Annotated in this window: 18 protein-coding genes and 3 tRNA genes; 2 read left to right on the top strand and 19 right to left on the bottom strand. The window is 42.8% G+C overall.

Going from position 1 to position 25,679, the window contains the following annotated elements; genetic code table 11:
- Positions 1 to 92: 92 nt before the first annotated feature.
- The 10 genes from nagA to HXT53_RS00225 form a co-directional block, all read right to left on the bottom strand.
- Positions 93 to 1,352, bottom strand: coding sequence for an N-acetylglucosamine-6-phosphate deacetylase (gene nagA, locus HXT53_RS00270; protein ID WP_004573583.1), 1,260 nt, complete (start codon positions 1,350 to 1,352; stop codon positions 93 to 95).
- Between the two features lie 75 nt (positions 1,353 to 1,427).
- Positions 1,428 to 2,240, bottom strand: a complete 813-nt coding sequence (nagB, locus tag HXT53_RS00265) for a glucosamine-6-phosphate deaminase (RefSeq protein WP_421780322.1) — start codon at positions 2,238 to 2,240, stop codon at positions 1,428 to 1,430.
- Between the two features lie 171 nt (positions 2,241 to 2,411).
- Entirely contained in the window at positions 2,412 to 3,371 is a 960-nt protein-coding gene (locus HXT53_RS00260; protein WP_004113922.1) for a dihydrodipicolinate synthase family protein, read from the bottom strand.
- 171 nt (positions 3,372 to 3,542) lie between these two features.
- Positions 3,543 to 4,403, bottom strand: a complete 861-nt coding sequence (locus HXT53_RS00255; protein ID WP_421780320.1) for an ABC transporter ATP-binding protein — start codon at positions 4,401 to 4,403, stop codon at positions 3,543 to 3,545.
- On the bottom strand, positions 4,400 to 6,424 hold the full coding sequence (locus tag HXT53_RS00250) for a dipeptide/oligopeptide/nickel ABC transporter permease/ATP-binding protein (RefSeq protein ID WP_009993832.1): 2,025 nt from the start codon (positions 6,422 to 6,424) through the stop codon (positions 4,400 to 4,402). The genes HXT53_RS00255 and HXT53_RS00250 overlap by 4 nt, the downstream gene beginning before the upstream one ends.
- Before the next feature lies 1 nt (position 6,425).
- Complete coding sequence (locus tag HXT53_RS00245) at positions 6,426 to 7,331, bottom strand: ABC transporter permease (RefSeq protein WP_004113928.1); 906 nt, start codon at positions 7,329 to 7,331, stop codon at positions 6,426 to 6,428.
- A gap of 198 nt (positions 7,332 to 7,529) precedes the next feature.
- A complete protein-coding gene (locus HXT53_RS00240; RefSeq protein WP_421780318.1) occupies positions 7,530 to 9,095 on the bottom strand; it encodes an ABC transporter substrate-binding protein in 1,566 nt (521 codons plus the stop codon).
- Between the two features lie 289 nt (positions 9,096 to 9,384).
- On the bottom strand, positions 9,385 to 10,053 hold the full coding sequence (locus tag HXT53_RS00235) for an N-acetylmannosamine-6-phosphate 2-epimerase (protein ID WP_004113937.1): 669 nt from the start codon (positions 10,051 to 10,053) through the stop codon (positions 9,385 to 9,387).
- Between the two features lie 62 nt (positions 10,054 to 10,115).
- Entirely contained in the window at positions 10,116 to 11,114 is a 999-nt protein-coding gene (locus tag HXT53_RS00230; RefSeq protein ID WP_421780315.1) for an ROK family protein, read from the bottom strand.
- A gap of 43 nt (positions 11,115 to 11,157) precedes the next feature.
- The gene (locus HXT53_RS00225; protein WP_421780313.1) at positions 11,158 to 12,090 is read right to left on the bottom strand and encodes a DUF4862 family protein; all 933 of its coding nucleotides are present in this window, start codon (positions 12,088 to 12,090) and stop codon (positions 11,158 to 11,160) included.
- Positions 12,091 to 12,672: 582 nt separating this feature from the next.
- Between HXT53_RS00225 and HXT53_RS00220 the strand changes: the two genes are divergently transcribed.
- Positions 12,673 to 13,863: a lipase family protein gene (locus HXT53_RS00220; RefSeq protein WP_048653110.1), complete on the top strand. Its 1,191-nt coding sequence runs from the start codon at positions 12,673 to 12,675 to the stop codon at positions 13,861 to 13,863.
- 701 nt (positions 13,864 to 14,564) lie between these two features.
- Here the strand turns inward: HXT53_RS00220 and HXT53_RS00215 are convergent.
- Both HXT53_RS00215 and HXT53_RS00210 read right to left on the bottom strand, forming a co-directional pair.
- Positions 14,565 to 15,221 (bottom strand): hypothetical protein, encoded by a 657-nt coding sequence (locus HXT53_RS00215; protein ID WP_004113945.1) that lies wholly within the window; start codon positions 15,219 to 15,221, stop codon positions 14,565 to 14,567.
- A 438-nt stretch (positions 15,222 to 15,659) separates the two neighbouring features.
- Positions 15,660 to 16,916 (bottom strand): ATP-binding protein, encoded by a 1,257-nt coding sequence (locus tag HXT53_RS00210; protein ID WP_004113947.1) that lies wholly within the window; start codon positions 16,914 to 16,916, stop codon positions 15,660 to 15,662.
- Between the two features lie 395 nt (positions 16,917 to 17,311).
- Between HXT53_RS00210 and HXT53_RS00205 the strand changes: the two genes are divergently transcribed.
- Positions 17,312 to 18,202, top strand: a complete 891-nt coding sequence (locus HXT53_RS00205; protein WP_174190964.1) for a Fic family protein — start codon at positions 17,312 to 17,314, stop codon at positions 18,200 to 18,202.
- A gap of 392 nt (positions 18,203 to 18,594) precedes the next feature.
- Here the strand turns inward: HXT53_RS00205 and HXT53_RS00200 are convergent, their stop codons facing one another.
- The 7 genes from HXT53_RS00200 to HXT53_RS00170 all read right to left on the bottom strand — a co-directional run bounded on the left by HXT53_RS00200 (position 18,595) and on the right by HXT53_RS00170 (position 25,610).
- A complete protein-coding gene (locus tag HXT53_RS00200) occupies positions 18,595 to 18,906 on the bottom strand; it encodes a peptidase A8 (RefSeq protein WP_004113951.1) in 312 nt (103 codons plus the stop codon).
- A gap of 789 nt (positions 18,907 to 19,695) precedes the next feature.
- Positions 19,696 to 19,769, bottom strand: a tRNA-Gly gene (locus HXT53_RS00195).
- A 74-nt stretch (positions 19,770 to 19,843) separates the two neighbouring features.
- Positions 19,844 to 20,917, bottom strand: coding sequence for a M48 family metalloprotease (locus HXT53_RS00190; RefSeq protein WP_174190963.1), 1,074 nt, complete (start codon positions 20,915 to 20,917; stop codon positions 19,844 to 19,846).
- A 175-nt stretch (positions 20,918 to 21,092) separates the two neighbouring features.
- Positions 21,093 to 22,574, bottom strand: coding sequence for an FAD-dependent oxidoreductase (locus HXT53_RS00185; protein WP_174190962.1), 1,482 nt, complete (start codon positions 22,572 to 22,574; stop codon positions 21,093 to 21,095).
- 211 nt (positions 22,575 to 22,785) lie between these two features.
- Positions 22,786 to 25,158 (bottom strand): heavy metal translocating P-type ATPase, encoded by a 2,373-nt coding sequence (locus HXT53_RS00180; protein WP_174190961.1) that lies wholly within the window; start codon positions 25,156 to 25,158, stop codon positions 22,786 to 22,788.
- Positions 25,159 to 25,431: 273 nt separating this feature from the next.
- Positions 25,432 to 25,504, bottom strand: a tRNA-Ala gene (locus HXT53_RS00175).
- Between the two features lie 32 nt (positions 25,505 to 25,536).
- Positions 25,537 to 25,610 (bottom strand) — tRNA-Ile (locus HXT53_RS00170).
- Positions 25,611 to 25,679 lie beyond the last annotated feature (69 nt).

Raw genomic sequence — 25,679 nt, 5'->3', positions numbered from 1 at the left:
GCTCCCTAACTAAACGAGAGCGGTTCTTTCATCTTCAATGGTGATGCCTGAGTACTACAGCATCACGATTAATCGCAACGATACGATTTACGTTACGAAATTTTATGGCCGTCGCACCAAACGTGCTCAACTGCCAAAGTTCCTGGATTAAGCAAAAGCAAATCGGCTGCGTACCCCTTTTCAACTAAGCCCAAAGGAGCGCTAGTTATAGCATTCGGCTTATCTACTCCAAGTGCGCGGGCAGGAATAAGAGTTGCAGCCGCAATAGCTGCTGGCAAACCAATGCCAAGTTCCTTAACAGCGCGTTCAACTGCCACTTCCAAGATCAGGGTAGATCCCGCAATAGCACCATTAGAAACAAGCCTTGCATGGCCGCCCGTAACCGTAACGTCTAGAGCGCCAAGCTTATAAGCGCCATCCGCACAACCTGTTGCCGCCATAGCATCTGTTACAAACGCAATGCGATTAGGAGCAGCATCAAAAGCCATTCTCAAAACTGGGTTTTCAACGTGGAAACCATCGTTAATAAGCTCAATAGTTACGCGTGAATCCTCCAAGGCTGCAGGGATTGGACCTGGCTTACGGTGATGAATGCCGTTCATGGCGTTAAACATGTGAGTCATAAGCGTAGAGCCAGCATTAAAAGCCGCGCGCGCGGTTTTATAATCTGCATCACAATGCCCCACTGCTGGGATCACGCCAGCTTCTACAAAACGCTTAATCGCTTCCATGCCGTGTTCTCGCTCGGGAGCCAAAGTAATTTGGCGCAAAGTTCCATCTGCCGCCTCAAGCAACGCCTCAACGCGCTCGGGAGTAGGGTCCACTAGGCAATTAGGGTCGTGCGCGCCTTTTCTAGACAACGCCAAGAACGGACCCTCTAAATGCGACCCAAGCACATCTGGGCGCGTTTGCATAACACGCTTAACAGTACGCAAATTCTCTTGCATTACGTCAAGAGGGTTTGTAATCAAGCTAAGAACTTGCCTAGTTGTTCCATGAAGCATGTGATACGCGCGCGCTATAGCAATACCTTCGGCACCATCGTCAAACGAATGCTCCCAGGCTCCATGAGCGTGCAGATCAATATACCCTGGCGTAGCAAAACAGCCACACCCATCCACAACACTTAAATCAGATGCGCTTAAGCCGCGAGTGCTAATAGCTAAAGCAAGGTCTTCGTCTAAAATGCCAGTCTCTAGAATTACGCCGTCACTAACCAAAATCCACGAATTGGGCACAATTCCTCGAGCGTCTACAACGTTCACGTTGCGCACTACAAAATTGCGCTCTTCGTTTGATTTTAGTGAATCATCAATCTTCTTTACGGCATCTAAATACACATCTTTTGACATTTCATTCACCTATGCTTGTGCTTATTTGATATCTTATTATCTTAAATTTATTATCTTAAATTTTAGACTTGTGTATCAGATCCCCTGCCAAGATGGCTTATTTGCATACACCCAACGATAGTAGTCAGCAAGCTTAAGTTTGCTTGCAGCAGCCTCATCTATAATCACTGTTGCATGAGGATGCATTTGAAGCGCGGAAGCTGGGCATAGCGAGCTTACTCCACCTTCTACTGTTGCAGCTACCGCATCTGCCTTATTTTCACCAAACGCAAGAAGCACGAGATGGCGAGCGCGCAAAATCGTTCCAATTCCTTGTGTTATGCAGTGAGTTGGAACTTGGTTAATATCACCGTCAAAGAATCTGCGGTTGTCTACGCGAGTCTGCTCGGTTAAGGTTTTTACGCGCGTTCCAGACGCAAGCGAAGAGCCTGGCTCATTGAATCCAACGTGACCGTCGGAGCCGATTCCCAAGATTTGCACGTCAATCCCACCAGCGGCAGCAATAGCAGCATCGTAGTCTGCTCCAGCGTGCGCAATCTTATCACCTTCGCTTAATGGCGCTCCATTAAGAACATCTCCTGGAACATGAACTAAATCTGGGTTTAGGCCTATTAGATCTGTTACAGTTCTGCGGATTGTGCTGTGGTAAGATTGTTCGTGCTCTAATGGCAATCCAATGTATTCGTCAAGCGCAAATCCACGTACGCGTCTCACGTCAACATTCTTGTCTTTTACAAGCTTTGCAAGATGCTCGTAGGCTTTTAATGGGCTTGATCCTGTTGCCAACCCTAGTACTGCATCTGGCTTGCGACTAATCAAATCTACAACAGATTCGGCGTATAGCTCGCCTGCCTCATCCTGATCTTTTACAATAATAACTTCAGCCATCTTTAGCTTCTCCTTTAAAGCTTTGGTGATTTTTGATTCTGCAAATACTCCAAGCAAATATTAGCATTGCGGCATACGTTTAAGCGTACGCCGCAATACCATTTATTTACTATGCACCATGAATAAACGATTTTGTTTAAATTATTTGCTTAAATTATCTGATAAAAATACTCACTTAGTAGAATCGCTTACTTCTTCTGGGGTCTTTGCCAAAGTCAAGCCAACTTCCTTAAGAACGCGAGCCACAGCTTCAACATTTTCTCCCTTAAGTGGGCAAACTGGGTCTGGCATCTGATTTGTGTCAAACACGCCAAGCAACGCCATTGCGGTCTTAAATGCTCCAACGCCAGCGCCGAAGCCTGCCACTCCGCTAGGAACAGTAACGATTCGCATCAAAGCAGCAAGCCAATCCTGCTCCTTCTTAACCGTTGCCCAATCGCCAGCCTGAGCAGCCTTCCACATGCGCACGTAACCAGTGGCCTCAACGTTTGCAAGTCCTGGAACAGAACCGTCTGCGCCAGCCATGTATGCGCCGTCAACAACAACCTCTTGACCCGTAAGCAAAGTCAATGGGTGGCCAGCCTTATTGTTGTCGTCTACAAGGAACCTGAACGACACGTCATCGTTGGAAGAATCCTTAACGCCTGCAAGTACGCCATCTTTACCAAGCTTTACAAGCAAAGCGCCTGGTAGCTTTGTGTGTACGCAAACTGGAATATCGTAAGCGAACAGTGGCAAATCTGGAACAGCTTCGTGAATAAGACGGAAGTGGCGCTCAACTTCTGCCATGCCGCCGAGTGCGTAGAATGGCGCTGTTGCAACGATTGCAGCCGCTCCAAGCTCCTTAGCTTCCTTTGCATGCTCAATAACACGGTTTGTTTCCGTATCGATGCACCCAACCAACACTGGCACGCGGCCGTCAACAATGCGCATTACGGTTTCAATGATTTCACGACGGCGCTTATCTGTGCTAAACGCAACTTCGCCAGAAGATCCAAGCGTAAACAGGCCGTCTACGCCTGCTTCAATCATTCGGTTAAGCGAACGCTCAAAGCTAACAACGTCTACTTCGCCGTCTGCCGTTAATGGCGTAACTACTGGTGGGATAACGCCGTGGAATTTTTCTGCCATGATTAAACTTCTTTCGTATTTTTTATTATTTATGACTTATTGATTTATGATTTATGACTTTAGATTTTGGAATTAATGGGCGGCCTGCATGGATTTACTGCAAGGTCTTAACAGACCGCCCTCGCATTCAAGCTAGCGACTAACGACTAGCGCTTGCTCGCACTGCTTGCACTACTTGCACTCTTCTTCCGTTGGGTGCAACAGCGAAGGCGCCGCGCCCATCAAAATCTTTGTGTACTCATCTTGCGGATTGTTAATCACCTGGTGAGTTTCGCCACGCTCAACAATCGTTCCATGATTCATAACAACAACCTCGTCGGATATGTATCTAATTGTTTGAATATCGTGACTAATAAACACCATGGAAAGATTCAGCTTCTTCTTTAAGTCGGAAAGAAGATTCAAAATCTGAGCACGCACAGAAACATCCAAAGCGGAAGTTGGCTCATCTGCGATTATTGCATCTGGGTTAAGCGAAAGCGCACGAGCGATTGCCACGCGCTGACGCTGGCCGCCAGAAAGCTGACCTGGCAAAGCGCCAAGAACAGAATGAGGCAAACCAACCATTCGTATTAGTTCCTTGGCTCTAGCATCGCGCTCAGCTTTGCTTCCAATCTTGTGCACAACAAGCGGATCAATCAACTGGTCAATCACACTCATGCGCGCATTCAAAGCCATTGCTGGATCCTGGAACACAACGGAAACCACGCGTCCAATATCCATGCGCTCTTTTGCAGTTCTATGCGTAACGTCTTGACCTTTGAACAAAACCTTACCGCTTGTAACTTGCTGAAGACCGCACATAATGTTTGCAGTAGTAGACTTTCCGCAACCAGATTCGCCAACAATACCAATCGTCTTGCCTGGCATAAGCTTAAGATTCACCTTGTTTACGGCTGTAATCTTGTTCTTATGGAATAAGCCAGATCCTGCTCGAGTAGTGAACACCACTTCGGCGTCGCGCAACTCGATGATTGAAACATCGCCATTTTCGCTTTGAGTTTTGTTTGCGTCATTAACATTCATGTTCATCGCACATCTCCTTTATCGGAGTTGGTCAAAATTGCGGAAGGCACATCCGATTCTGGCTCTGGAGGCGCAGCGTAGAAGTGCCACGTTCCTGGAATGCGCTTCATTACTGGGCGCACGTCAAGTCCTTGATCTGGATGAGAAGAACGCGGTGCGAATCGATCTCCCTTAGGGAAGTCGGATGGGCTTGGAACAGTTCCTGGAACCTGATGCAATCTTGGAGCACCAGCCTCAATGGAAGTTACGGAGCCAAGCAAGCCACGCGTGTACTCATGATGCGGATCAGTGAGGATTTCCTTAGTGGAGCCTTGCTCAACAACCTGGCCTGCGTACATTACGGTAATCGAGTGTGCAACCTTTGCAACAAGAGCCAAATCGTGGCTTACAAACACCATTGCGAATCCAAGCTTTTCGCGCAATTCGTTAAGAAGGTCAATCACTTGCTTTTGAACAGTAACATCCAAAGCGGTTGTTGGCTCATCTGCGATTATCAACTTTGGATCTCGCGTAAGTGCCATTGCAATCAACACGCGTTGACGCTGACCACCAGAAAGCTCGTGTGGGTAGGATTCAAGCGTGCGCTTTGGATCCAAGCCTACAAGCTCCAATAACTCTTCGGCGCTACGAGTTCCACCTCTAGAAGTTAGCTGCTTCATCTGCGCTTTAATCAGCATTGATGGGTTTAAGGAAGACAACGCGTCTTGGTATACCATTGCGATTTCGTGTCCGCGCAAAGCATTGTGCTCCTTTGGGCTAAGCTTTACAAGATCCTTGCCATTAAAGAGGATTTGTCCGCTAATCTTAGCTTTTGGATCGAGCAAGCCCATAATCGCAAGCGAAGTGATTGACTTACCGCAACCAGATTCGCCAACCAAGCCCATTGTTTCGCCTGGACGAACAGAGAAGCTCAAGTGGTCTACAACATTTACGCTGCCGTAGCGTGGGAACTGAATGCACAAGTCTTTAACTTCAATAACTGGAGGCTCCGTAGACGTTGGCTGCAAGCGATCCGTGCGCTTTAACTCAGCCTCGCGAAGCTTTGCCAAAGACTCAACCAAAGCGTCGTGCTGCTCCTTGTAAGCTGCCACTGGGTCGGTGAGAATCCTATCTTCCTTGCGAGCTGCATCCGCATCTGCAGCGCTCTTAGCTACTGGAGCAGTTGGAGCAGCAACCATTGCGTCCGTAATGCCTTCAGAAAGAATGTTTAGGCACAAAACAGTAATCATGATTGCTAAGCCTGGGAACAATGCCTGCCACCAGTATCCGAAGATAACGCCTGCTTTAGCGGAAGACAAAATGTTGCCCCATGTTGGCGTTGGCTCTGGAATACCAGCGTTGATGAAGCTAAGAGAAGCTTCGAACACGATTGCGTCTGCAACAGAAAGCGTTGTGAACACCATAACTGGAGCTGCAATATTACGCGTTACGTGCTTGAGTAAAATCCAAGGTGCGCGAGCACCAGAAACGATTACTGCACGAACGTAGTCTTTTCCATATTCGCTTATTATGTTTGCTCGCACAATTCTTGCGATTTGTGGAACGTAAAGCACACCAATGGAAATGATGATACCAATCATGGATTGTCCAAGAATTGCAAGGCATACAGCCGCTAATGCAATTCCTGGGATTGACATTACTATATCAATCAATCGCATTATAAGCTCAGATATCCAAGTGCGGCTTACAGCTGCGATTGCGCCGATTATTGCGCCCATTATCAAAGCAAAGATAACAGACGACAAGCCGATTACGAGCGAGTAGCGAGCGCCATACATAACGCGCGAGAACACGTCTCTACCAAGGTTATCGGTACCAAACCAGTGCGCTCCTGTTGGCGGCTGATAGTTTTGCGTAATCTTTACTGGGTCGCATGGAGCTAGGAATCGCGCGAATACTGCGCAGAATGCCAGTATTGCAATCACAATAAGCGATATTTTAGAACCTAAGCTCATGCTTTTAAATCTGTTAAATTTGATGCCTGGCTTAGATGCGGCATCTACTACCTGATTCTTTCCGAATAGCATGTCACACCGTCCTAATTCTTGGGTTGATTAACACGTAAAGCAAATCAACAATAATGTTTATGAAGATGAATGCAATTGCAACAACCAAAACAACACCTTGAACAAGCATTGGTTGGTTGCCATTAATGCCGTCGAACATTGCAGTGCCCATTCCTGGGAGTGCAAAAATAACTTCGATAACGATTGCACCACCCATAAGGTAACCGATCTTCATACCAAGAGTCGTGATTGGTGTAATCAGAGCGTTGCGGAACACGTTTCTAGCAACCACCACACTCTTTGGAATACCTGCGCCGATTGCGGTTCGCACATAATCCTTATCCAATTCTTCTACCATCGAGGTTCGTATGATTCGCGTAAGTTGACCTGCTACTGGGAGACCTAATGCAAAGCAAGGCATTGCCATTCTAGCGATGTAAGCTTCTGGATCTTCAAAGAACGGCACAAAATCGCCAGATCCTGGGAGCCATGCAAGCTTGATTTGCAAGACGTAAATCAAAAGAACGCCGAGCCAGAAGGATGGAGTTGCGATTGCAATAATCGAAAGCACGCGGACTGTTTGGTCAACCCAAGTGTCGCGGTAAAGAGCTGCAAAAACGCCGAAGATTACTGCAAAGATTATTGCTATCAACAAACCAATGAAGGTTAGCTGCAAGGTGATTGGGAAGGCATCTGCCACTCTCTGAGCTACAGAATCCTTGTTTACGCCGTAAACACCCATGTTTCCTTGGAATAGTCCAACTATGTAAGATCCAAACTGCTCCCACCACGGACGATCGTAACCCATTTCATGGCGGAATGCGGCAAGTGCTGCTGGCGATGAGTTTTCACCTAATGCTGCAACTGCTGGATCATATTTTGAAAATGACATAAGGAAGAATACGAGGAACGTAACACCGAATGCCATGAATGGCAGTGCGATTAATCGCCTACCTAAAAGTCTAAGAAAATTACTCATAAGACATCCACACATCCATTGAAGAAATTTGTTATTAAGGCATAACAAAACCGGCCCATCTGCACAAAGGCGAGAAAGGTAAACAGCCGGGCCGGTTTTGCGGTTAGAGGTTAGGGAAAATGAAGTTTGTTATTTTTTAGCTTGCACCTACTTTGTTAGCTTTGCTTTTACAAGGTTGATGCCAGTGGAGCCGATTGCGTTCCACTCAGCCAATGCGCCCTTCTTTACAGCAGTCGTAGTCTTACGATGGAAGAGTGGGTACAGAGGAACTTCGTCGCTAATTAAATCGAAGCACTGGTTCCAATACTTCTGGCGATCTGCTGGCTTGGACGCTTCAAGAGCTTCATCCATAAGCTTGTGGAGCTTTGCGTATCCTTCGGAGTTCTTCCAGAACGTGCGCTGACGAGTCCAAGCATTGTCGCCGTACCACCAGCTCATAAGCAAATCTGGATCGTTGCCGAACACAGATGGGTCGCCTGGAGCAAGAACCATGGAGTAGTTTGCGTCGTCGCGGTCGGTAATCTGTGGGTAGAGAGCAGAAGACTTCATGGACTTGATTTCTACATCCATACCAATCTCCGCAAGATCGTTCTTGATTTGTGGAGCAAGCTGAGTAATCCAAGTGTGGTCTGTTGTGTAAAGAGTGAACTTTAGTGGACCGCTTACACCAGCTTCCTTAAGCAAGCTCTTTGCCTTAGCAATGTTCTTGGTGTAAACGTTCTTTGCCTTGTGGTAGTTTGCATAGTTCTTTGGCAAGAAGCTTGTTGCTGGCTCGCCCTGACCGCTCATTTGGTTGGTGATGAGCTTGTTCACATCAATCGCGTAGAGAGCTGCTTGGCGAACTCGCTTATCATCAAATGGCTTTTGCTTTGTGTTGAACATAACGAATGGAAGCGTGAAGCCCTGTGCGGTCTTAAGCTCGGAACCAGACGCCTTCAAAGTGTTGAATGCTTGTGCTGGAACCATTTCCATTACGTCTGTCTTTCCACCTTGCATTGCTGTTACGCGAGCAGTATCGTCAACGGTTACGTTCCAAACCATCTTCTTGGTCTGTGCCTTGTACTTGCCGTTATAAAGATCGTTGCTCTCAAACTTTACTTGGTTATCTGTAATGGACACATACTTCCATGGACCAGAGCCGATTGGCATGTTCTTAAGATCTGCGTCAGACTTTGCTGTTGGAACAATCTGGATTAAAGCAAGACGCTGCTTGAACAGTGGGAATGCTTTCTTTAGCTTGAAGATTACATGACGATTGTCTTTTGCTTCAACTGAATCAATAAAGTCGAGCATAGATATATAGAGGCTGCCTTTTGCAGTTGTGCGCTTGAAGGAAGATACTACGTCTCCTGCTGTTACTTCAGTTCCATCAGAGAACTTTGCAGCATCGCGAATTGTTACCTCATATTCGGTGTCGGAAATCTTCTTTGGCTCACCTTTTGCAAGAGCATTGAAGACTTTAAAATTGCTGTAATCAAGAGCATAGAGCGGCTCTGTCACATGCCAGTTTGCTGCCATTGGCAATGCGCCCGAAGTAGTGGATGGCGCAAAGTCACGGCTTGCGTATGCGACTTGAGCTGTGATTGTATCTTTAACAGCAGTCTTTGCTTTTGCTGCCTTGTGGGATTTTGCTCCACCACAGCCAGAAAGCATCATTAATGCGGCTACACCTGCAGCGATTACCGCGGTTAGCTTTGAGTTAATTCGTGCCATATTTTCTCCTCACCATTGAGTTGTTTTCTTCGCATTTCATCCTCGAATGCGAAAACGTTTTAAATTATAGCGCGTGCGTTATTTTCGCGTTACTTTAAACATAAGAGGTCTGATGTCTGATGTCAAGTTATACGTGTGTCGAATTTGTGAAAATTTTGATTTAATTTTTGAAGTCATTAAATTAGCACAAAATCGCACAAAATCAACACACATATAATCAATACTTTTATTTATTTGTTTACTTTATCCAGTACGGTTACTGGCGACCAATCCGCCTACAATGCACCGCCTACAACTTTGCCGCAAACCAGCGCGTAATCGACGTTGGATGTGTAATTGCAGTTCCAACCACCGCAGCCCAAGCTCCCATTTGCATAACCTTATGCAACTGATCAGGAGTGTGGATACGACCTTCGCAAATAATCGGATAGTTTGGGAAAGCTTGCAAAATCTGACCTAAAAGCTCAAAATCAGGACCATCAGTCTTTGGCCTTCCGGGAGAAGTGCCAGCCAAAGTGGTAGATATAATATCTGTTCCACAATCCGCCGCGCGCTTAGCGTCATCAAAGTTTCCGCAATCAGCCATAACCACTATGCCTTCGTCATGCAAAGCGCGAACAGTTTGCTCGTAAGTCAAACCATCTGGACGCGGTCTATCCGTAGCATCAATCGCAATAATATCTGCCCCAGCAGCAGCACAGCAGCGTGCATGGCGCAAAGTTGGCGTAATATAAACTCCTTCATGACCGTCTTTCCAGATTCCGATTACAGGCACATCTACCTGCCCTTTAATCGCTGAAATATCCGACAATCCTTGGCATCTAATGCCAACAGCTCCGCCTTCTACAGCAGCCATTGCCATTTGTGCCATTGTTTCTGGGTGTCTTAGCGGCTCTCCAGGATAAGCTTGGCAGCTAACCACTAGGCCGCCCTTGATTTTTTCAATCACAGGATTCATATAGATTCCTCCTTTTTCAAAATATGACTAAACTAAACAAAATTAAGCGCAATAAAACGCGATTAAACGCGATTTGAGTGAACAGCCCAAGCAGCACCAATCAAAGGAGCAGATCCTCCGAGTTGACCCTTTAAAATTGGCGTATTCTTAATCAATGTCAAAGCAGAATCTTCAAATCCGCTTCGCATAGCATTCCACCAAATATCGCCAGCTTCTACAACAGACCCAGAAAGCACAATCACATCTGGATCTATAAGATTCGCCATTCCAGCTACGCACTCTCCCAAGGCCTTGCCGCTTCTAGCAAGCGTTTCTTTGGCGTGCGCATCCTGCCCAGAATTTGCGCGCACACAAACCTCATAGCCGTTTTGCGCAAGCTCGGCGCCTTGTGGAAGATTGCTATTGTAAAGAGTGGCAAGCCCCGTTCCAGAAGCCACTGGCTCAATGTGGCCCGCACGCGCTCCGCACGAGCAGTCAAAACCTACTCCCAAGTCACTAACAACGTGACCCGCATGCCCAGCAACTCCGTGCGCTCCTGTAAACAGCTTGCCGTTTATAATAATCGCCCCACCAATTCCAGTGCCTATGCCAACAGAAAATACAATCGACTTTCCGCGACCCGCGCCGTAAATTGCTTCGCCTAAACCATGTCCACCAACATCGCCAATCATATAAACTGGCAAGTCAGTTACGCTCTTAAATGCGTCATAAATTCGCTGCCCTCGCCAACCTGGCAGAATGTCTGTAGCAGCTACAATTTCGCCAGTTTTACTATTTGGCACTCCCGCAGCCGCTATTCCAATTCCGCTAATAGTTTTGCCATTTTTCTGCGCTTCTTCTATGATTTGCGACGCTTGTTCCACTAGGCGATTCTTTATATTTTCTCCACCTTTTGCAGCTTCTGTTGGCATTGAACCATGCTCTTGCACTGTTGGAGAAACGTAATCTGCATTTTCTTGGCGAATATTAGAATCTGGCAAAGTCACCAATCCATAGGCGATTTTTGTTCCGCCTATGTCAAAAGCAAGATATGTAGGGCGAGAATCTTTTGTTTCATTCATAAGTAGTTTCCGTTTTCTTTCTTGCGTTTGCGACTTTGCCTATTTACTCGCCCTGCGCAGCGCTCACAGCGTCATGAATACGCGATAAGTACCCCAAGCGCTCTTCAACGCTCGCGTCTTGCGGAACGCACACTTTTGCACCCAAATAATCGATTGCATAATCGTCTTTTAGTGCCTCTAGAGTAGTTTCTTGAATTTCTTTAGACGTCATTAATGACGTTGGTTCATCTGGGTTCATTGGCAAATGACCATCAATCCACTCATATCCATATTGCGTTGCTTCTGGTCCAGCTCCCGAAAACATTAAACCTTGTAATACTCCTGCGCGTCTTGCTTCGCGCACATGTTCTATAGCAGCTTGAGCCTTTCGCTCTTCTACAACGCTTCTTCCCCAGTTGATTGTGATTCCAATCCCAGCATTTTTAGCAATTTGAATCTCTTCTTCTAGAGGTAGGAATCCTTTTTCCGGATTCTGTCCTTCGATATATCGATCGCAGTGTTCTATAACCAGTTTTGCTCCACACCAATCTAGTTGTGCTAGTTCTTCCAACGACTTTTTCATTGCGTCTGCTTGTGCTATTCGAGTTGGCGCTGTGTGTATTTCCACGTGCGATATATCACAACTATCTCGTTTATCTGCAACATCAGCTATGGCTTCGCGAATATCCTTAAAGAATGCGAGCGCACGATGTCTGCCCTCTTCGCTTGGGCTTGCTAGTCCAAATTCTGGATCTGGGTCAAAGTTTATGTGCCTCATTGTCCCAGGTATTGCGGTTATAGTGTTTGCATGCCAATGCGCTGGTATTGCCGACGCTAGCCACGTGCGATTTTGTGAATCTGCCAAATCTCCTGGGTACGGAATCTCTGTTCCAGCAATCCAGCTTTGTTTACCCAGCAAATCGTAGTATTTTTCTTGATCTTCGCGAGTTTTTGGTAACGATGCGTATGCGCCTACAACAAATTTAGCTTTCAGCATGATATCCTCCTTGAAATCGTAGCTGATTTATCTTTTGACTTATCTTTCGACTTGTATCTCGACTCGTCTTTTGATTCGTCTTTTGATTTGTAGATTACACCAATATCACTACAATTCGTCAGACGTCTGATAAATCTTTGTACTTGCGACTAAATTGTTTTCAAACTAAAGCAGATTAATGTCATAAAGTCATAATGTCATTAACACAACAATTTTCACTTATTTTATGCTAATTAATGATGTATTTAATTGATTAATGCTGTAGCATGGTCATATAAGCTACACCAATACAAGCGTAGATTTGTGCACATCAAGCGCGGATTTGAGCATATAAGAACACTTAGCAGCATCTAGGATTTTCTTAATCGAACTCATATCGTCAAAGTTGATTGCAGAGAGTTATTGAAGAAAATTAAGCATTACTGTAATTGTAATTAAGCGAAGGTGCAGTTTACATAACTTGCTATTTGTAGCTTTTAAGCGTAAAACGCGCTAACAAGATAGTAAAAAACAAAGGATTAATTCCCAAAACGAGTTAGTTCGGGTTAATTCCCAAAATAAATGACAAAAGTAGGAGGAATCATGAAGAAAAGCTTCAAACTAATAGGCTTATCTGCAAGCCTGTGTCTTATGCTAAGCATGTTAAGCATCACTACACCAGCGATGGCATATACTCAAAACGAGCAGCTTACAGAAAGACACACTCCTCTTACAGAGAAAACAGCTAAACAGATTTCAAATGGAGATATAAAGCTGGAGCTTCCCGGAGCTTTAGACATGGCTTTGTATCACAAAAAGCCTTTAGACCCAAATGCTGATTTAGATGGCGACGGCTTAACTAATAGACAAGAAATTTACACTTATACTAAAAACGGTAAAACTTATTATGGGTACAATTCTCACCCTATGATGAATGACACTGATGGCGATGGTATTCCAGATAATCAAGACAGCAATCCTCGCAGATGGGATATAAGCCCACGAGATATGACGCTATTTTCTGAACTTTCTTATCGCGATGATAGTTATATAAACAAGGTTCTTGATTACACTAAACCACTTCATGACATTTATAAGAACCGCAATGAATATCGTCTTATGCACAATGAGATAGCCCCGTTCTGGAAAGTTAAAGAAACCTACCACAATAGGGGTGGTTTTGACGCTGTCTTGTTTGAAAATGTAAGTCCTTATCCGTTCTTAGAGCAAGGAACTGTTCAAGTTCTTGCAATTCGTGGAACTTCTCAATTTAATGATTATGACGATGATCTTGCAATAGCTGTAGGTCGCAATCCAGATCAGGCTTACGATGTTGAACAACTTATTGAGCGTTATGGCAGAGAACACACTGTAAATAACCTATATATTACTGGTCATTCTCTTGGAGGCTATTTGGCTCAACGAGCTTTGATTCGTGCAGACGGTAAAGGATATTCTTGGCTTAAGAAAATCTACACTTTCAATGCTCCTCAAATTTGGGGAAATATCTTCAACCGTTGGCTTCGCACTGCAGCAAACGCAGGGAATCGTCTGACTCGCGAAGGTTATGCTGTTCATTACAAAGTAGACAACGACAGAGTTATTCGTTCTGTCGGCAATTTTGCAGGAGCTATAAGTGTTGGCAATTCTGCAGAAGGGCATGGCTCTCGAAGCTACTTTGAACCACGAATGAACAATTTCCCAGGGTTTACCGTAGGAACTAGAGGAGATATATCTGGTACTGGGCGTTGGATGGAAGAGCTTAATAATTTCTACAATGTTCGCACGTTCTAATTTATTGCTAATTGTTAATTAGTGATTTGTAATTAGCAATAGGCAACTGGTGCGTGTAATTTACTAACAATAAACTAAGCGCTGACTTACAAAATGTGTATTAACGCATAAATAAGTCAGCGCTTTTTATATTGATTAATCCAACTATTCTGGGTTATTTCACAAAGATTTTATCTGGCACAAGAACATCCTAGTGGAGAAGGAAAATCATCCCACACCGAGAAGACTCAGGCGAGCTGAACTATTGTCTAGTATTCCAGCATCCAGATTAGACTAAAGCATTCTCTTGGCTATAGGATAAAAGTGTGCAAAAAATCATGTCTCACGCATTGCAATACAAGCGTTTTGCAGCAATCAAATCTAGGCTAGTCTTTACTTGCACAATCACTCTAAAACAAAAATATCCAAATACTTAGCGCATTGAGCAACAAAACACAGAAAAGAAAAAGGCTTGTTAGAAACCTAACAAGCCTTTAAAACTAAAGAACAGAATCCCGTCCCTAGCGGAAAACCATCTCTAGCAACAAGCATTAAGCACTCGCAAGCAGAATAAAGAACCTACACGGTAAGAAAAGGAAATTTCGGCAAACCGAGCAAACTCTAAACCCCGCGTGCAAGCTGCAGCACAAAACACGCGCCGCCGCCTAACGCAAGCCTATTTTTTACACGCGCACCAGCGAACACCAGTGCGCGCGCAATGCTTAGTGACGAGCCTTGCGAACAACAGCACCCATACCAGCAAGCATAGAAGCAGCCAAAGCAGTCAAAGCAACACCAACACCAGTAGTAGGCAACTTCTTACCGCCATCCTTCTTCTTCTCAACCACAGTGGTCTTAGCACCAGCAGCAGCACCATTAGCGCCAGCCTGGCCAGCAGCCTGACCTAGCTTAGCACCTGGCTTGCCTGGCTGAACTGTTGCATCCTTAGAAGCCTCAACTGGCTTTGTGCCCTGAGGATTCTTTGGATCAGCTTCAGATGGAGCAGGCTTAGCGTCATTCAATTCCTTCTGAGCTTTCTCAAGCTTCTCCTGAGCTTCGCTCAATTCCTTCTGAGCTTTCTCTACAGCAGCCTTCTTCTTTGCACCATCAGTATCATCAGCATAGGCAGCTGTCTGAGCATCATTTGCTGCCTTTGTCTTCTCTGCAACAGTAGCCTCAGCTTCTGCAACAGCAGCCTCGAGCTTCAAGATCTCAGCTTTAGTATAAGTCTTAGCAGCCTTCTTCTGAGTAGTACCCCAAGAACCGTCATCATTCAATCCAACATTAAAATCAAATGCCATTGCTGGGGTTGCCATTGCAAAGCCAGCGAGCAAAGTTGCGCCAGCAGCGAAAGCGGCGATAGCCTTCTTATTCATCATTTTAATTTCCTTTCTTCTTCTCCTCTGCGTTAGGGGCGCAGAGAAAAATTTGCTCCACAATCCACAACATATGGATAGTGGTTTAAACACCAGCCAAAACTAGGAGCAGCCAGCGTTTGCTTATTAACATACCCCCCCCCCGTTTAAAAAAGTCAAGAGGCAACCACACAAAACAAACAGAAAAAAATAATGTTACACACAAACTAATCCACAATTAAGCAACACTCATCGTAAAATTTGTGGATAAACAACACTTAAACCGTAAAAATACGCATTTCAAGGTTTTTGAAGAATTTTCCCAGGTTTTTTTAAGGAAAGGCTTTTCGCGCGTGTCGCACAACAAACGCACTACAAGGTTGCGCAAAATCGAGAATCTCGGTGATGAAAATCACGCTTTGAAGGAGCCAACGCGGATTATTCCCCAAGACTTATGCAATATCACTCAAACGCATCGCATTCCCACAGAGCGCTTAACGGTATTGCCCACAAATTATCCTCCCACTGCATAATTTTTTGACCCATGTAAACAACATATCCGCGCTTAAATTCAGGTTTTTGCGAAAGAGCTACAAGTCCCTTAAAATCGTTACGATTCACCATGCTAGAGCTTTTTACTTCCACTCCAACCAGATTTCCACGGAAGCTTAGCACAAGGTCAACCTCTTTAGGGCTGCTACCAGGTTCACGCCAGTAGAAGCAATCTGGATGCGTTTTAGACCATTGCACAGCAGGCATAATCTGATTTACAACAAAACTTTCTAGCAGATTCCCATACATAACGGGATCTTCCAAAGGATTATGACCCTTACTAATCATTGTTTGAATGCTTAAAGACGTATCGACTGGGTGTATTTTGGCTCTAGTAAAAGTCTGGCGATTGGGCGCAGTTTTTATATTCGGTAGATAATTTATTAAGAATCTACGCAAGAATACACTAACGTAACGCTCAATGGTTCGCCTATCTAAAGCAAGATCTTGACCTATTGAACTCGTATTAAGAATCCCGCCAGGCATACATAACAACTTATTAAGTATGCTAACAGCCATGCTTCTGTCTAATCGTTCTCCTGGAAGAATGGTATCTCCCAACACTGCAAGAATATCGTTTGAAACAAGCTTTTCTCGCTCCCAAGCCTCGTAAGAATCATACGATTGCTGATATTCTGGGAATCCTCCTGCAGCCATAATTTTATATACTTCTTCTCTGCTTATTTCTTTTTCATATTTAAGATTTGGATTACTTTCTATAAGACTATCTACAATATTTCTACTATTTTGAGTAATTTCACACTGCGTAAGAGGACTCATTGTAAAGTGCTGAGCGCGTCTAGCAAGAGGATCTTGACCATCTAGTCCATTGCGATTTATAAGTGCACTACCTGTTAAAACATATTGCAAACTGTTTTCCGTTGAATTATCGACTATTTCTTTTATTGCAAGAGGCAAATTTGGCAGTCTTTGCGCTTCGTCAATAACAACTGGAGTACTAAGATTTTTTAACCAACCATATAAATCTGTTGAAGCAAGCGCAAACGTATTTTCATCCGCAAGGCTCACGTATGAGAATCCTTTAGACACAAGCTGACGCTTTGACATCATAGTTTTTCCCACAGCTCTTGCGCCTTCAAGAATCACGACTTTTCGTTTTGATTGAAGAATAGAATCAGCAATTGGTCTAGGAAAATAAGCGCTCATAAATATAAGTATACACAAAAAACGTATTTTTTGTACATTCAATGTACAATTTTTTATACATCCAATGTACAAAAACTACGACTTACACATCTTTTGTCTAAATATCACACACAGAATTCAGACTGAAATCAAGGGTCCAAAACGCCAAAAGTGTGTAAAAAAAATAAACTCATAGCCCTTGTTGCAGTGAGGCTTATAGCGTATCAAATGTGCTTATTCTTTATTTGCAAAATCATTCTAAACAAAGATATCCCAATATTTAACACAGCTTCACGTTACTGGTTTTATCAATCACTATTGTTCCGATAAATTAAATATGTTATTCCGATACCGTTTATATTATTCCGATAAAACGTTAAAATATAATAAAATGCAACAATGATTAAGGGTATTTTATGTATATAACAGTAAAGCAAGCTGCTGAAAAATGGGGCATATCAGATAGAAGAGTAAGAATTCTATGCTCCGAAGGAAAAATTCCAGGAGCATATCAGGAAGGAAGATCCTGGAAAATACCACATGACGCATCAAAGCCAACCGACGGAAGATATAAAATTAGTGAATCTCTAATTCCAATCATAAAAACTAAATTAGAAACCCTTAAAACAAGAAGACCCTTAACTGAGGGAGAATTAGAAAGACTTAATGAAGAATTTCTAATAGAATATACATATAACTCAAATGCAATTGAGGGAAATACTTTAACACTGCGCGAAACAGACATGGTTCTTAGAGGGCTTACTGTTGATCAAAAATCATTAAAAGAGCACCTAGAAGTTATTGGACACAAAGAAGCCTTTGATTACGTAAAGCAGCTTGTTAGCGAAAATAAGCAGATAAATGAAAAAGTTATAAAAGACATACATTATTTAGTTTTAGCCAATAAGAGAAAAGATAGAGGCGTTTATAGAAAAGTTCCCGTTCGAATTATGGGATCTACACATGAGCCACCACAACCATATTTAATCGCTTCAAAAATGGAAGAATTATTGAAAAAATACAAAAACAGCGATGAAGATATTGTTACTAAACTTGCTCGTTTTCATATAGAATTCGAAAGCATTCATCCTTTTATTGATGGAAATGGAAGAACAGGAAGACTGCTGGTCAATTTGGAGTTGATGAAAGCAGGGTACCCACCAATAGATATAAAATTTACTGATCGCTTGAAATATTATGAAGCTTTTGATGAGTATCACGCAAAGCATAACGTGTCTGCCATGGCAAACTTGTTTGCAAGATATTTAAATCAAAGACTTGATTTGTATTTGTCTATTTTAGAGTAATGGTCATTTTTAATTAAAGCTACGCGCAATTGTCTTTACTGTTATTCTCTCAGATAGTTGACTGAATTATTGACAGTACTGTGGTCGAATCTCCGACTTGGTCACAGATTCTGTTTGACCTATAACTCAAATGCATTGCGTTGTAAGCGCGCGATTATAAAATTTGTATACACAAAAAACATATTTTTTGTACATTCAATGTACAATTTTTTATACATCCAATGTACAAAAAATACGATTTATGCATCTTTTGTCTAATATCACACACACTTCAGACTGAAATCAACAAATCACAATCAAACCAAACACAACATATAACAAACATAGCCTTCTGAATTTTAATTAAACTCAGGAGGCTATTATTATTTGATAAACTGTTTAATCTAGTTATTTTACATAGCTATTTTTTTACTCTTAAAAATAGCTATAGCAGCAATACTTACAACAAGAACAGCAAGAACAATCAATGGCGCCGTGAAATAATTTGTGTAGAACTCACGCACATCAATGTCTACAGAATTGATAGTCGCAGCATAAGATATATACGACAATACGCCTAATACAACATCAATAATTGCATACGCATATGCGTTTTTATACAATTCTTTAACTGACTTGCTGCTTTTAACCCAAAGCATTACAGACAAAACCAAACCTATTAACATTGATGCAACAGCAACAAATGCAAACAACATATCTAACATAAAACCCTCCTGACCAATTAAATCCTCTACCATAGCGAATTCAATATAATTTTAATTTAACTAAGATTTTCGTGTCAATATTAAAAAAAAACCACAGAATTTTACACATTATTTTCACATTTAGCGTACTTTTAAAACATAAGAACAAGCGAAAACTGTGTGATATTTCAGCGAATATGTGCTTATATTTCACTGAGATATGTGTAATCAGGTTAAGAGAAATCGGACATGTAAACTGAAATATAACAGTATAATCTAGTTAGCCCAAAGAGGTAAATCCCGCCAATGATCAGGTGCCCCCGTTCGTTCGAAAGGGATAATCTTATTGTGAGGAAATGTTTCAAGGGTATTGGCTAAAAGATTACTGCCTTCTAGTCCTAATTGGATGTGAAGAAATTGAATAATACTTATCTGCCCAAATAACCTGTGCATAAGAGTGTTTACTGGCTTCATAAGCTCATGGTCTACGGGTTTTGGCTTGATATCAAAGCCGACAATCGTTACTGGTCACAACTCCTCCCGACGAAAAGGACCAGCCCTGGACTCCCACCGAAGTGGGTAGCGGAACTGGTCTTGTTGTTTACTATGATAACACGCGTACCAGTCAAGTGCTTATAAAACCTGTCGACATGTGAGAAAATACTCAGCAGACACAATACCTACGAATGTGGTTGGGAATCAATTCTCAAGAAATCCAGCCCTCCTACTCACACGACTAGAGGTCTGAACTGTTGGTATGAGCATGATGCATCAGCGTATACGCCCTCATATTCCACTTATACATCACGGTGGAGCGGACAACGGGAATCGAACCCGCCTCTGAAGCTTGGGAAGCTTCCATTCTACCGATGAACTATGTCCGCATGTTCGGCTGCTGGCGATTAATACCTTCAAATGACTCGATTAATCAATCTAGACAACAAACCATATAAGGATATCATGCTCCGCTTACGGCTACAACTCCACTAGGGAATCTTCTCCCATATCGGATGTTGAATACAGATTCAGACTTATCAAATTCATCTGGTCTTGCAGCAGCTTCATTTTCATAAGACATTTCCGCATACCCAGAATACTCAGCATTATCCTCTTGCGACTTAGCCATTAGTCTCAAGAAGTTAACTCGCTCTTTAACAGCTGACTGATGAGAAAACATCTTCAATAATTTTGATTTATCATCTTCAAATGGATTTACAATCATCAGCGAAGACATTGCCTGCAATCCAGCGGCTCTACTCATCTCATGTATTTTTGCACCGTAAGCAATTTTATTTAGAGCAGAAGCCAAAGCTGCAGGATCTCCCGTAAGCATTCCAGCGCTTTTATCTGCGTCAAATTCGCGGCTTCTAGAAACCACCAGCTTAATCATCAATGCTCCAACTGGCACAAAAATCACATTTAAAACTTGACCAACAATCTTTAACACTGGGCAACGGCTTTTAGAAGATTCTGATCTAACAGCAAACTCACTATCAGCAGTATGCTTCTTTTTGGAATACGTAAGAACATAGCCAACATAAGTCATAATTGTCGCAATAGCTGAAGCAATAGTGGAATTCAAAATGTCATGATTATAAATATGAATCAGCTCATGACTTACAACTCCACGCAACTCACGCTCGTTCAGAATGTTTAAGAGTCCACGCGTACAACAAATAACAGCATGTCTTTCACTGCGACCAATTGCAAAAACATTAGGACTATCCATTGGAGCAACGTAAAGATGCGGCATCGGTCTTTCGATTCTCGCAGAAATCTCGCGAACAATACCATACAAGATTGGCTCTTCATCTTCACTGACTTCTATAGCATTCACCATGCGAATTGCGAGCTTGCCAGAAAGCCAATATGCGCACACACTGAGAATTATTCCTAAAACTACAAACCAAATCAGCATAGGTAAGCGCAATCCACAGGAAGCCCAAATTAAGGCAAGAATCAACCAGATTACTGAGAACAGTGCTGCTGTTTTCATATAATTGCTGCATCGCATTCCTATATTGCTGAACATGTTTACGATTCTAATAATCGGAACTGTAATTTTGCTGAATGAAAACTGTATATTTATAATTAATATGTTTAAGATTAATGCTAATTAGTGTATTTAAGATTTATAATCTGTTAACAAGTGGTCGCTTACGTTTTGCAAATGTGCATAACGTAAGCGACCACTAAAAATTAACGAACTATTGTTGATGATTCGCTATATCTATAAGCATTTGCTTAGATACAACTTTTTTGCGAGCGCGATTTTCTGCCATACCAGATTCAACTTCGAAATCGTCAACTCTTTTCCACCCATCAAAATCAACTACATCCACGCCTCTGGAAGCGAGAAGATTTTCGATAGATTTAGGCTCTCTATCTATTGCCAATCTGCCAGGAAGTGCGGATTCACATTCGTCGAGCGAGCTTTTTGATAAATCTTCCAACATATTTGCCACTATTTGCAAAGCGTCTGACTTTGTGGAACCAATTAATCCAACAGGTCCTCGCTTAGCCCAGCCAGTTGCATACAAGCGTGGACGCACAACATCACCATCTGGATCAGTTACTATGCGACCATCTTTATTCGCAAGAAGAGTTTTGTTCTCATCGTAAGCAACGCCAGAAACCTTAGCAGGCTTATATCCAATCGCATGGTAAACCGCTTGAACAGGGTATTCTTCAAACTCTCCAGTACGAGTCATTTTCCCGTCCGCGCTTGTAACTGTACGCTCTACTCGAATAGCGCACACTCGCCCATCTTCTCCCAGAATTTCAACTGGATCAGAATTGAAGTGAATAATATAGCGTCGATTTGCAGGATTGCCTTCAAAGTCAACGTTTCCACTATCTTCCATATCTTCGCTCAAATCGCGTATAGCAAAAAGTTCTTCTACCATTTGACGAGTCAATTTGTCTTTTCCAGCAACATCAATCGTTTCGTCATCCAAGTCAAAATCGTTTTCATTTACAACTATTTGCACGCCAGAAAGCTTTTCCATCTCGCGCAATTCTTGCACAGAGAATTTAGCTTGAGCAACGCCTCGTCGAATAAACAAGTGCAATGTTTTAGCCTGGTTTTTAAGCAAACCATTGTAAACGTCGTCGGAAATGTCCGTGTGTTCTCTAAGATAATTCGCGTCTCGCAAAAGCTCGCGCGCAACATCCATAGCAACGTTTCCGCCACCAATAACAGCCACTTCGCTTGCATCAAGCGGCCACGTGCGCTCACTGGTAGGATATCCGTCGTACCATTCCACAAATTTTGCAGCGCCATACACGCCGTTTAACGATGCTCCTGGAATACTAAGCGGCTTATCTTCTACAGCGCCCGTAGCAAACAGAATTGCATCGTAGCGAGGCAATAAATCTTCTAGCGTAATATCTTTGCCAAATTCAACATTCGCATACAAGTGAATATTTGGATTATCAAGCGTTTTAGCCAAAGCATCTGCAATGAATTTTATGCTCGGATGGTCTGGCGCAACTCCATATCGAACCAGCCCGAATGGAACTGGTAGTTTTTCAAATAAATCGATTCTAGCGCTCGTACCTAATCCCATTTCGTCACCCAATTTTTTAAGCTGACGAAGAAAAATATCTGACGAGTATATTCCAGCAGGCCCCGCGCCAATAACTGCGATTCGCAATTCGCTCGCATCCGCATTATAATTCGTTTCCATAAAATTTCCCCATATTGAGTATTTCAAGCATTCTTAAGCATTTTTGAACTCTTTTGTAAACTGTTTTATAAGTCGCTTCCTTAAATGCTCCACTACTTAGACTAGCGCCTTGACTCATTCAAGAAAAGACCAAAGTGAATATTGTCACTTATATACATTTTGCTTATGCGTGCTTGTAACTTGTGACTTATGCACATATGCACATTTACTCTTACGCGCGCTTTCCTTTCAACGCTGTAAGCGCCCATAAAATTGACACAACATCAATCATCTCTTGCATCATAGCTCCAAGAACCGCAGGAATCAGCCCAAAAGCCGCCGCAATCATGCTTATAACAGCTAATCCAATTCCCAACATAACAGCTTGAACCATAACACGCTTCGTGTGTTTTGCAACACTTACAGCGTTTGCTACAGCATAAATGTTGTTGTTCATAATCACAACTTGCGCGCACTCCGAAGCCGCTGTATCGGTGCCATCAGTCAAAGCCACACCAATGTTTGCTGCAGCCAAAACTGGTGCATCGTTTACGCCATCTCCAACCATCATCGTTATGCTACATTTTTGTGTTTTTCCGCCAGAAAAGTCGAAAGCATCCGTGCTCAGTAAGCTTGTGCTACCTTCCGAATACTTATTATCTGCATTAACACTATCCGTATTCTTATAGTGCTGTTTTACGCACTCAAGCTTGTCTTCTGGAAGCAAATTCGCTTTAACATGCTCGATTCCAACGCTTTTTGCTATTGTTTGAGCCGCTTGCAGACCATCTCCAGTAAGCATGCTTATTGAACGAACACCAAGCTCCTTTAGTTTTTGAATCGTAGATTTTGCATTTTCTCGAGGCACGTCTTTTAGAACAATTCGCCCAACAAGTTTGCCATCAAAAGAAACGTATGTTGCCATTTCGTCGGCAGAAAGCTCTTCAAAATTGCTTTCTATTTTTGATATATTTTCTACATTTGCACGTTTGGCTTTATCTTCGGTTGCTTGCGACTCATCCTCGGAATTGCCAGCTGACGCCTGCAAAACGTATTTTTTGCGACCTACTCTAACGTTTACACCATCCACACTTGCACATATACCTTGACCAGCAGTTTCTTTAACACCGCTTATAACTGGGTATTCACGCACGCTCGGAAGTTGCGGAACGGCAGATGGATGCGTGTTTTGCCAAAGATCCGATCCAGCTTTTGCAATTCCTCCTGCAAGAATGTGCTGTGAGTATGTTTCCAGGACACCAGCAAACATTAGTATCCTATTTTGCAACCCACTATTTTCTTGATTTTCCTGATTTTCGCTATCTTGATGATTCGCTAAATCCACTCTAACAACTTGAGGCTGTTTAACAGTAAGCGTTCCCGTTTTGTCAAAGAACACATCTGTTACTCGGCTTAGCTGCTCTAAAACATCTTGGCTTTTTACCACAATACCAAGTTTTGCAAGTCTTCCTGTTCCTGCCATAAACGCCACTGGAACAGCTATCAAGAGCGGGCAAGGAGTAGCTAGCACCAAAACTTGCGCAAATCTTAAAGCCTGACCAGATGCAGCCCAAGCAACGCCTGCAATAACAAATGAAAGCACAGTAAAAGGCACAGAAAGCATATCCGCAAATCGCACTACTGCAGCTTTAGAAGATCTTGCAGATTCAACCAACTTCATGATTTTTTGATATTGCGAATTTTGCGATAACTTAGTTACGCGCATAATCAACACAACACCGCCATTTACGCATCCAGACAACACTTGCGCGCCAGCAAACACTTCACGCGGAAGCGACTCGCCATTTATTGCGCTTGTGTCTAGAACAGCGGAACCGCTTAAAAGCTCACCGTCTACAGGAACTGTTTCTCCTGGAAGAACAACTATTACATTGCCGATTTTTAGATCTTCAACTGGAACTGTTTTGTATCTTTGTAATTGGCTAGAAGACTTTACCTCTTGCAATATTGGGCATTCTTTAGAGTTATTGTGACATTTTTTACACGATTCACAACTAGTAAAATCTTTATGTTCTTGCAATGCCTCTAGCGAAGATTCATCGCTGACTTTTCTAAAATGACTATGATCAAGCAGAGCACATTGCTCACAAGATTCACCGCACACTATTCCAGGAAGTGTCATTAAATGTGCGGTTTGAGGAGACGCATTTACTAAAAGAGATAGATTTTTCTGCGCTGCATCTTGCGCAAAGTCTTCGATTGCTTCGCCTGTAAACACCATTACAACAATCAAATAACTTGCCCAAAATTCGCCTATACAAAGCGTTGCAAGCAATGCAACAAACGCAAGCAAGTCAATTCCAAGTGTGCCATGCGCCAAATCATCAATCATACTTAAAAGCGACTTAACGCATGTATATAAAACTAAACATGTTATTATACTTTGCCCGATTGTAAGGCTTATTTGCACATTAAAATCAAAATTTATTAACGAAAGTAGGAAAGTAAACGTCTTGCTTATAACTTTGCAAAAATCGAGTATAAAAGTCAGATTTCTAGAATAAAACACCGCAATAAACGGGAACAAAACTAAAACTATTACTAATTGAGGAGCACGACGGCAATACGATAAAAGTTTACGCATACACTTTCCTTACGCTGATCAGGTTAACTGCGCTAAACGCTGCTAACACACGATTTCACGCCTTGTTAACCCATTGAGCATCCACTTAAGCATGCGCAATACACGGCGTAAAGATATCTATATTCATTTATTGGTATTCAGTTTAGCAAAACACCTTGATGAGAAACATTCTCATATAACAAAATGCGCGCAAGAACAAGAAACACACGAAAGAAGACGATAATACGAATATATGAAAAAAGGTTTCTAGCGATTGGCTAGAAACCCTATTTGTGGAGCTAAGGAGACTCGAACTCCTGACCCTCTGCTTGCAAAGCAGATGCGCTACCAGCTGCGCCATAGCCCCATTGGAGAAAAAGAACAAAATGCTCAATTTCGTGGGCCCGGGAGGACTTGAACCTCCGACCTCATCCTTATCAGGGATGCGCTCTAACCACCTGAGCTACGGGCCCAACTTGTATGTCGAAAACATACAAGTAGTTAGATTAGCACATGAAACAAAAATGTCAAATAGCAAATCT

It is taken from the genome of Gardnerella sp. KA00390 (genome assembly GCF_049244075.1).
GTDB lineage: Bacteria > Actinomycetota > Actinomycetes > Actinomycetales > Bifidobacteriaceae > Bifidobacterium > Bifidobacterium vaginale.
The sequence above is the reverse complement of the archived record's forward strand: the minus strand, read 5'-3'. Positions and strand labels throughout refer to the sequence as shown.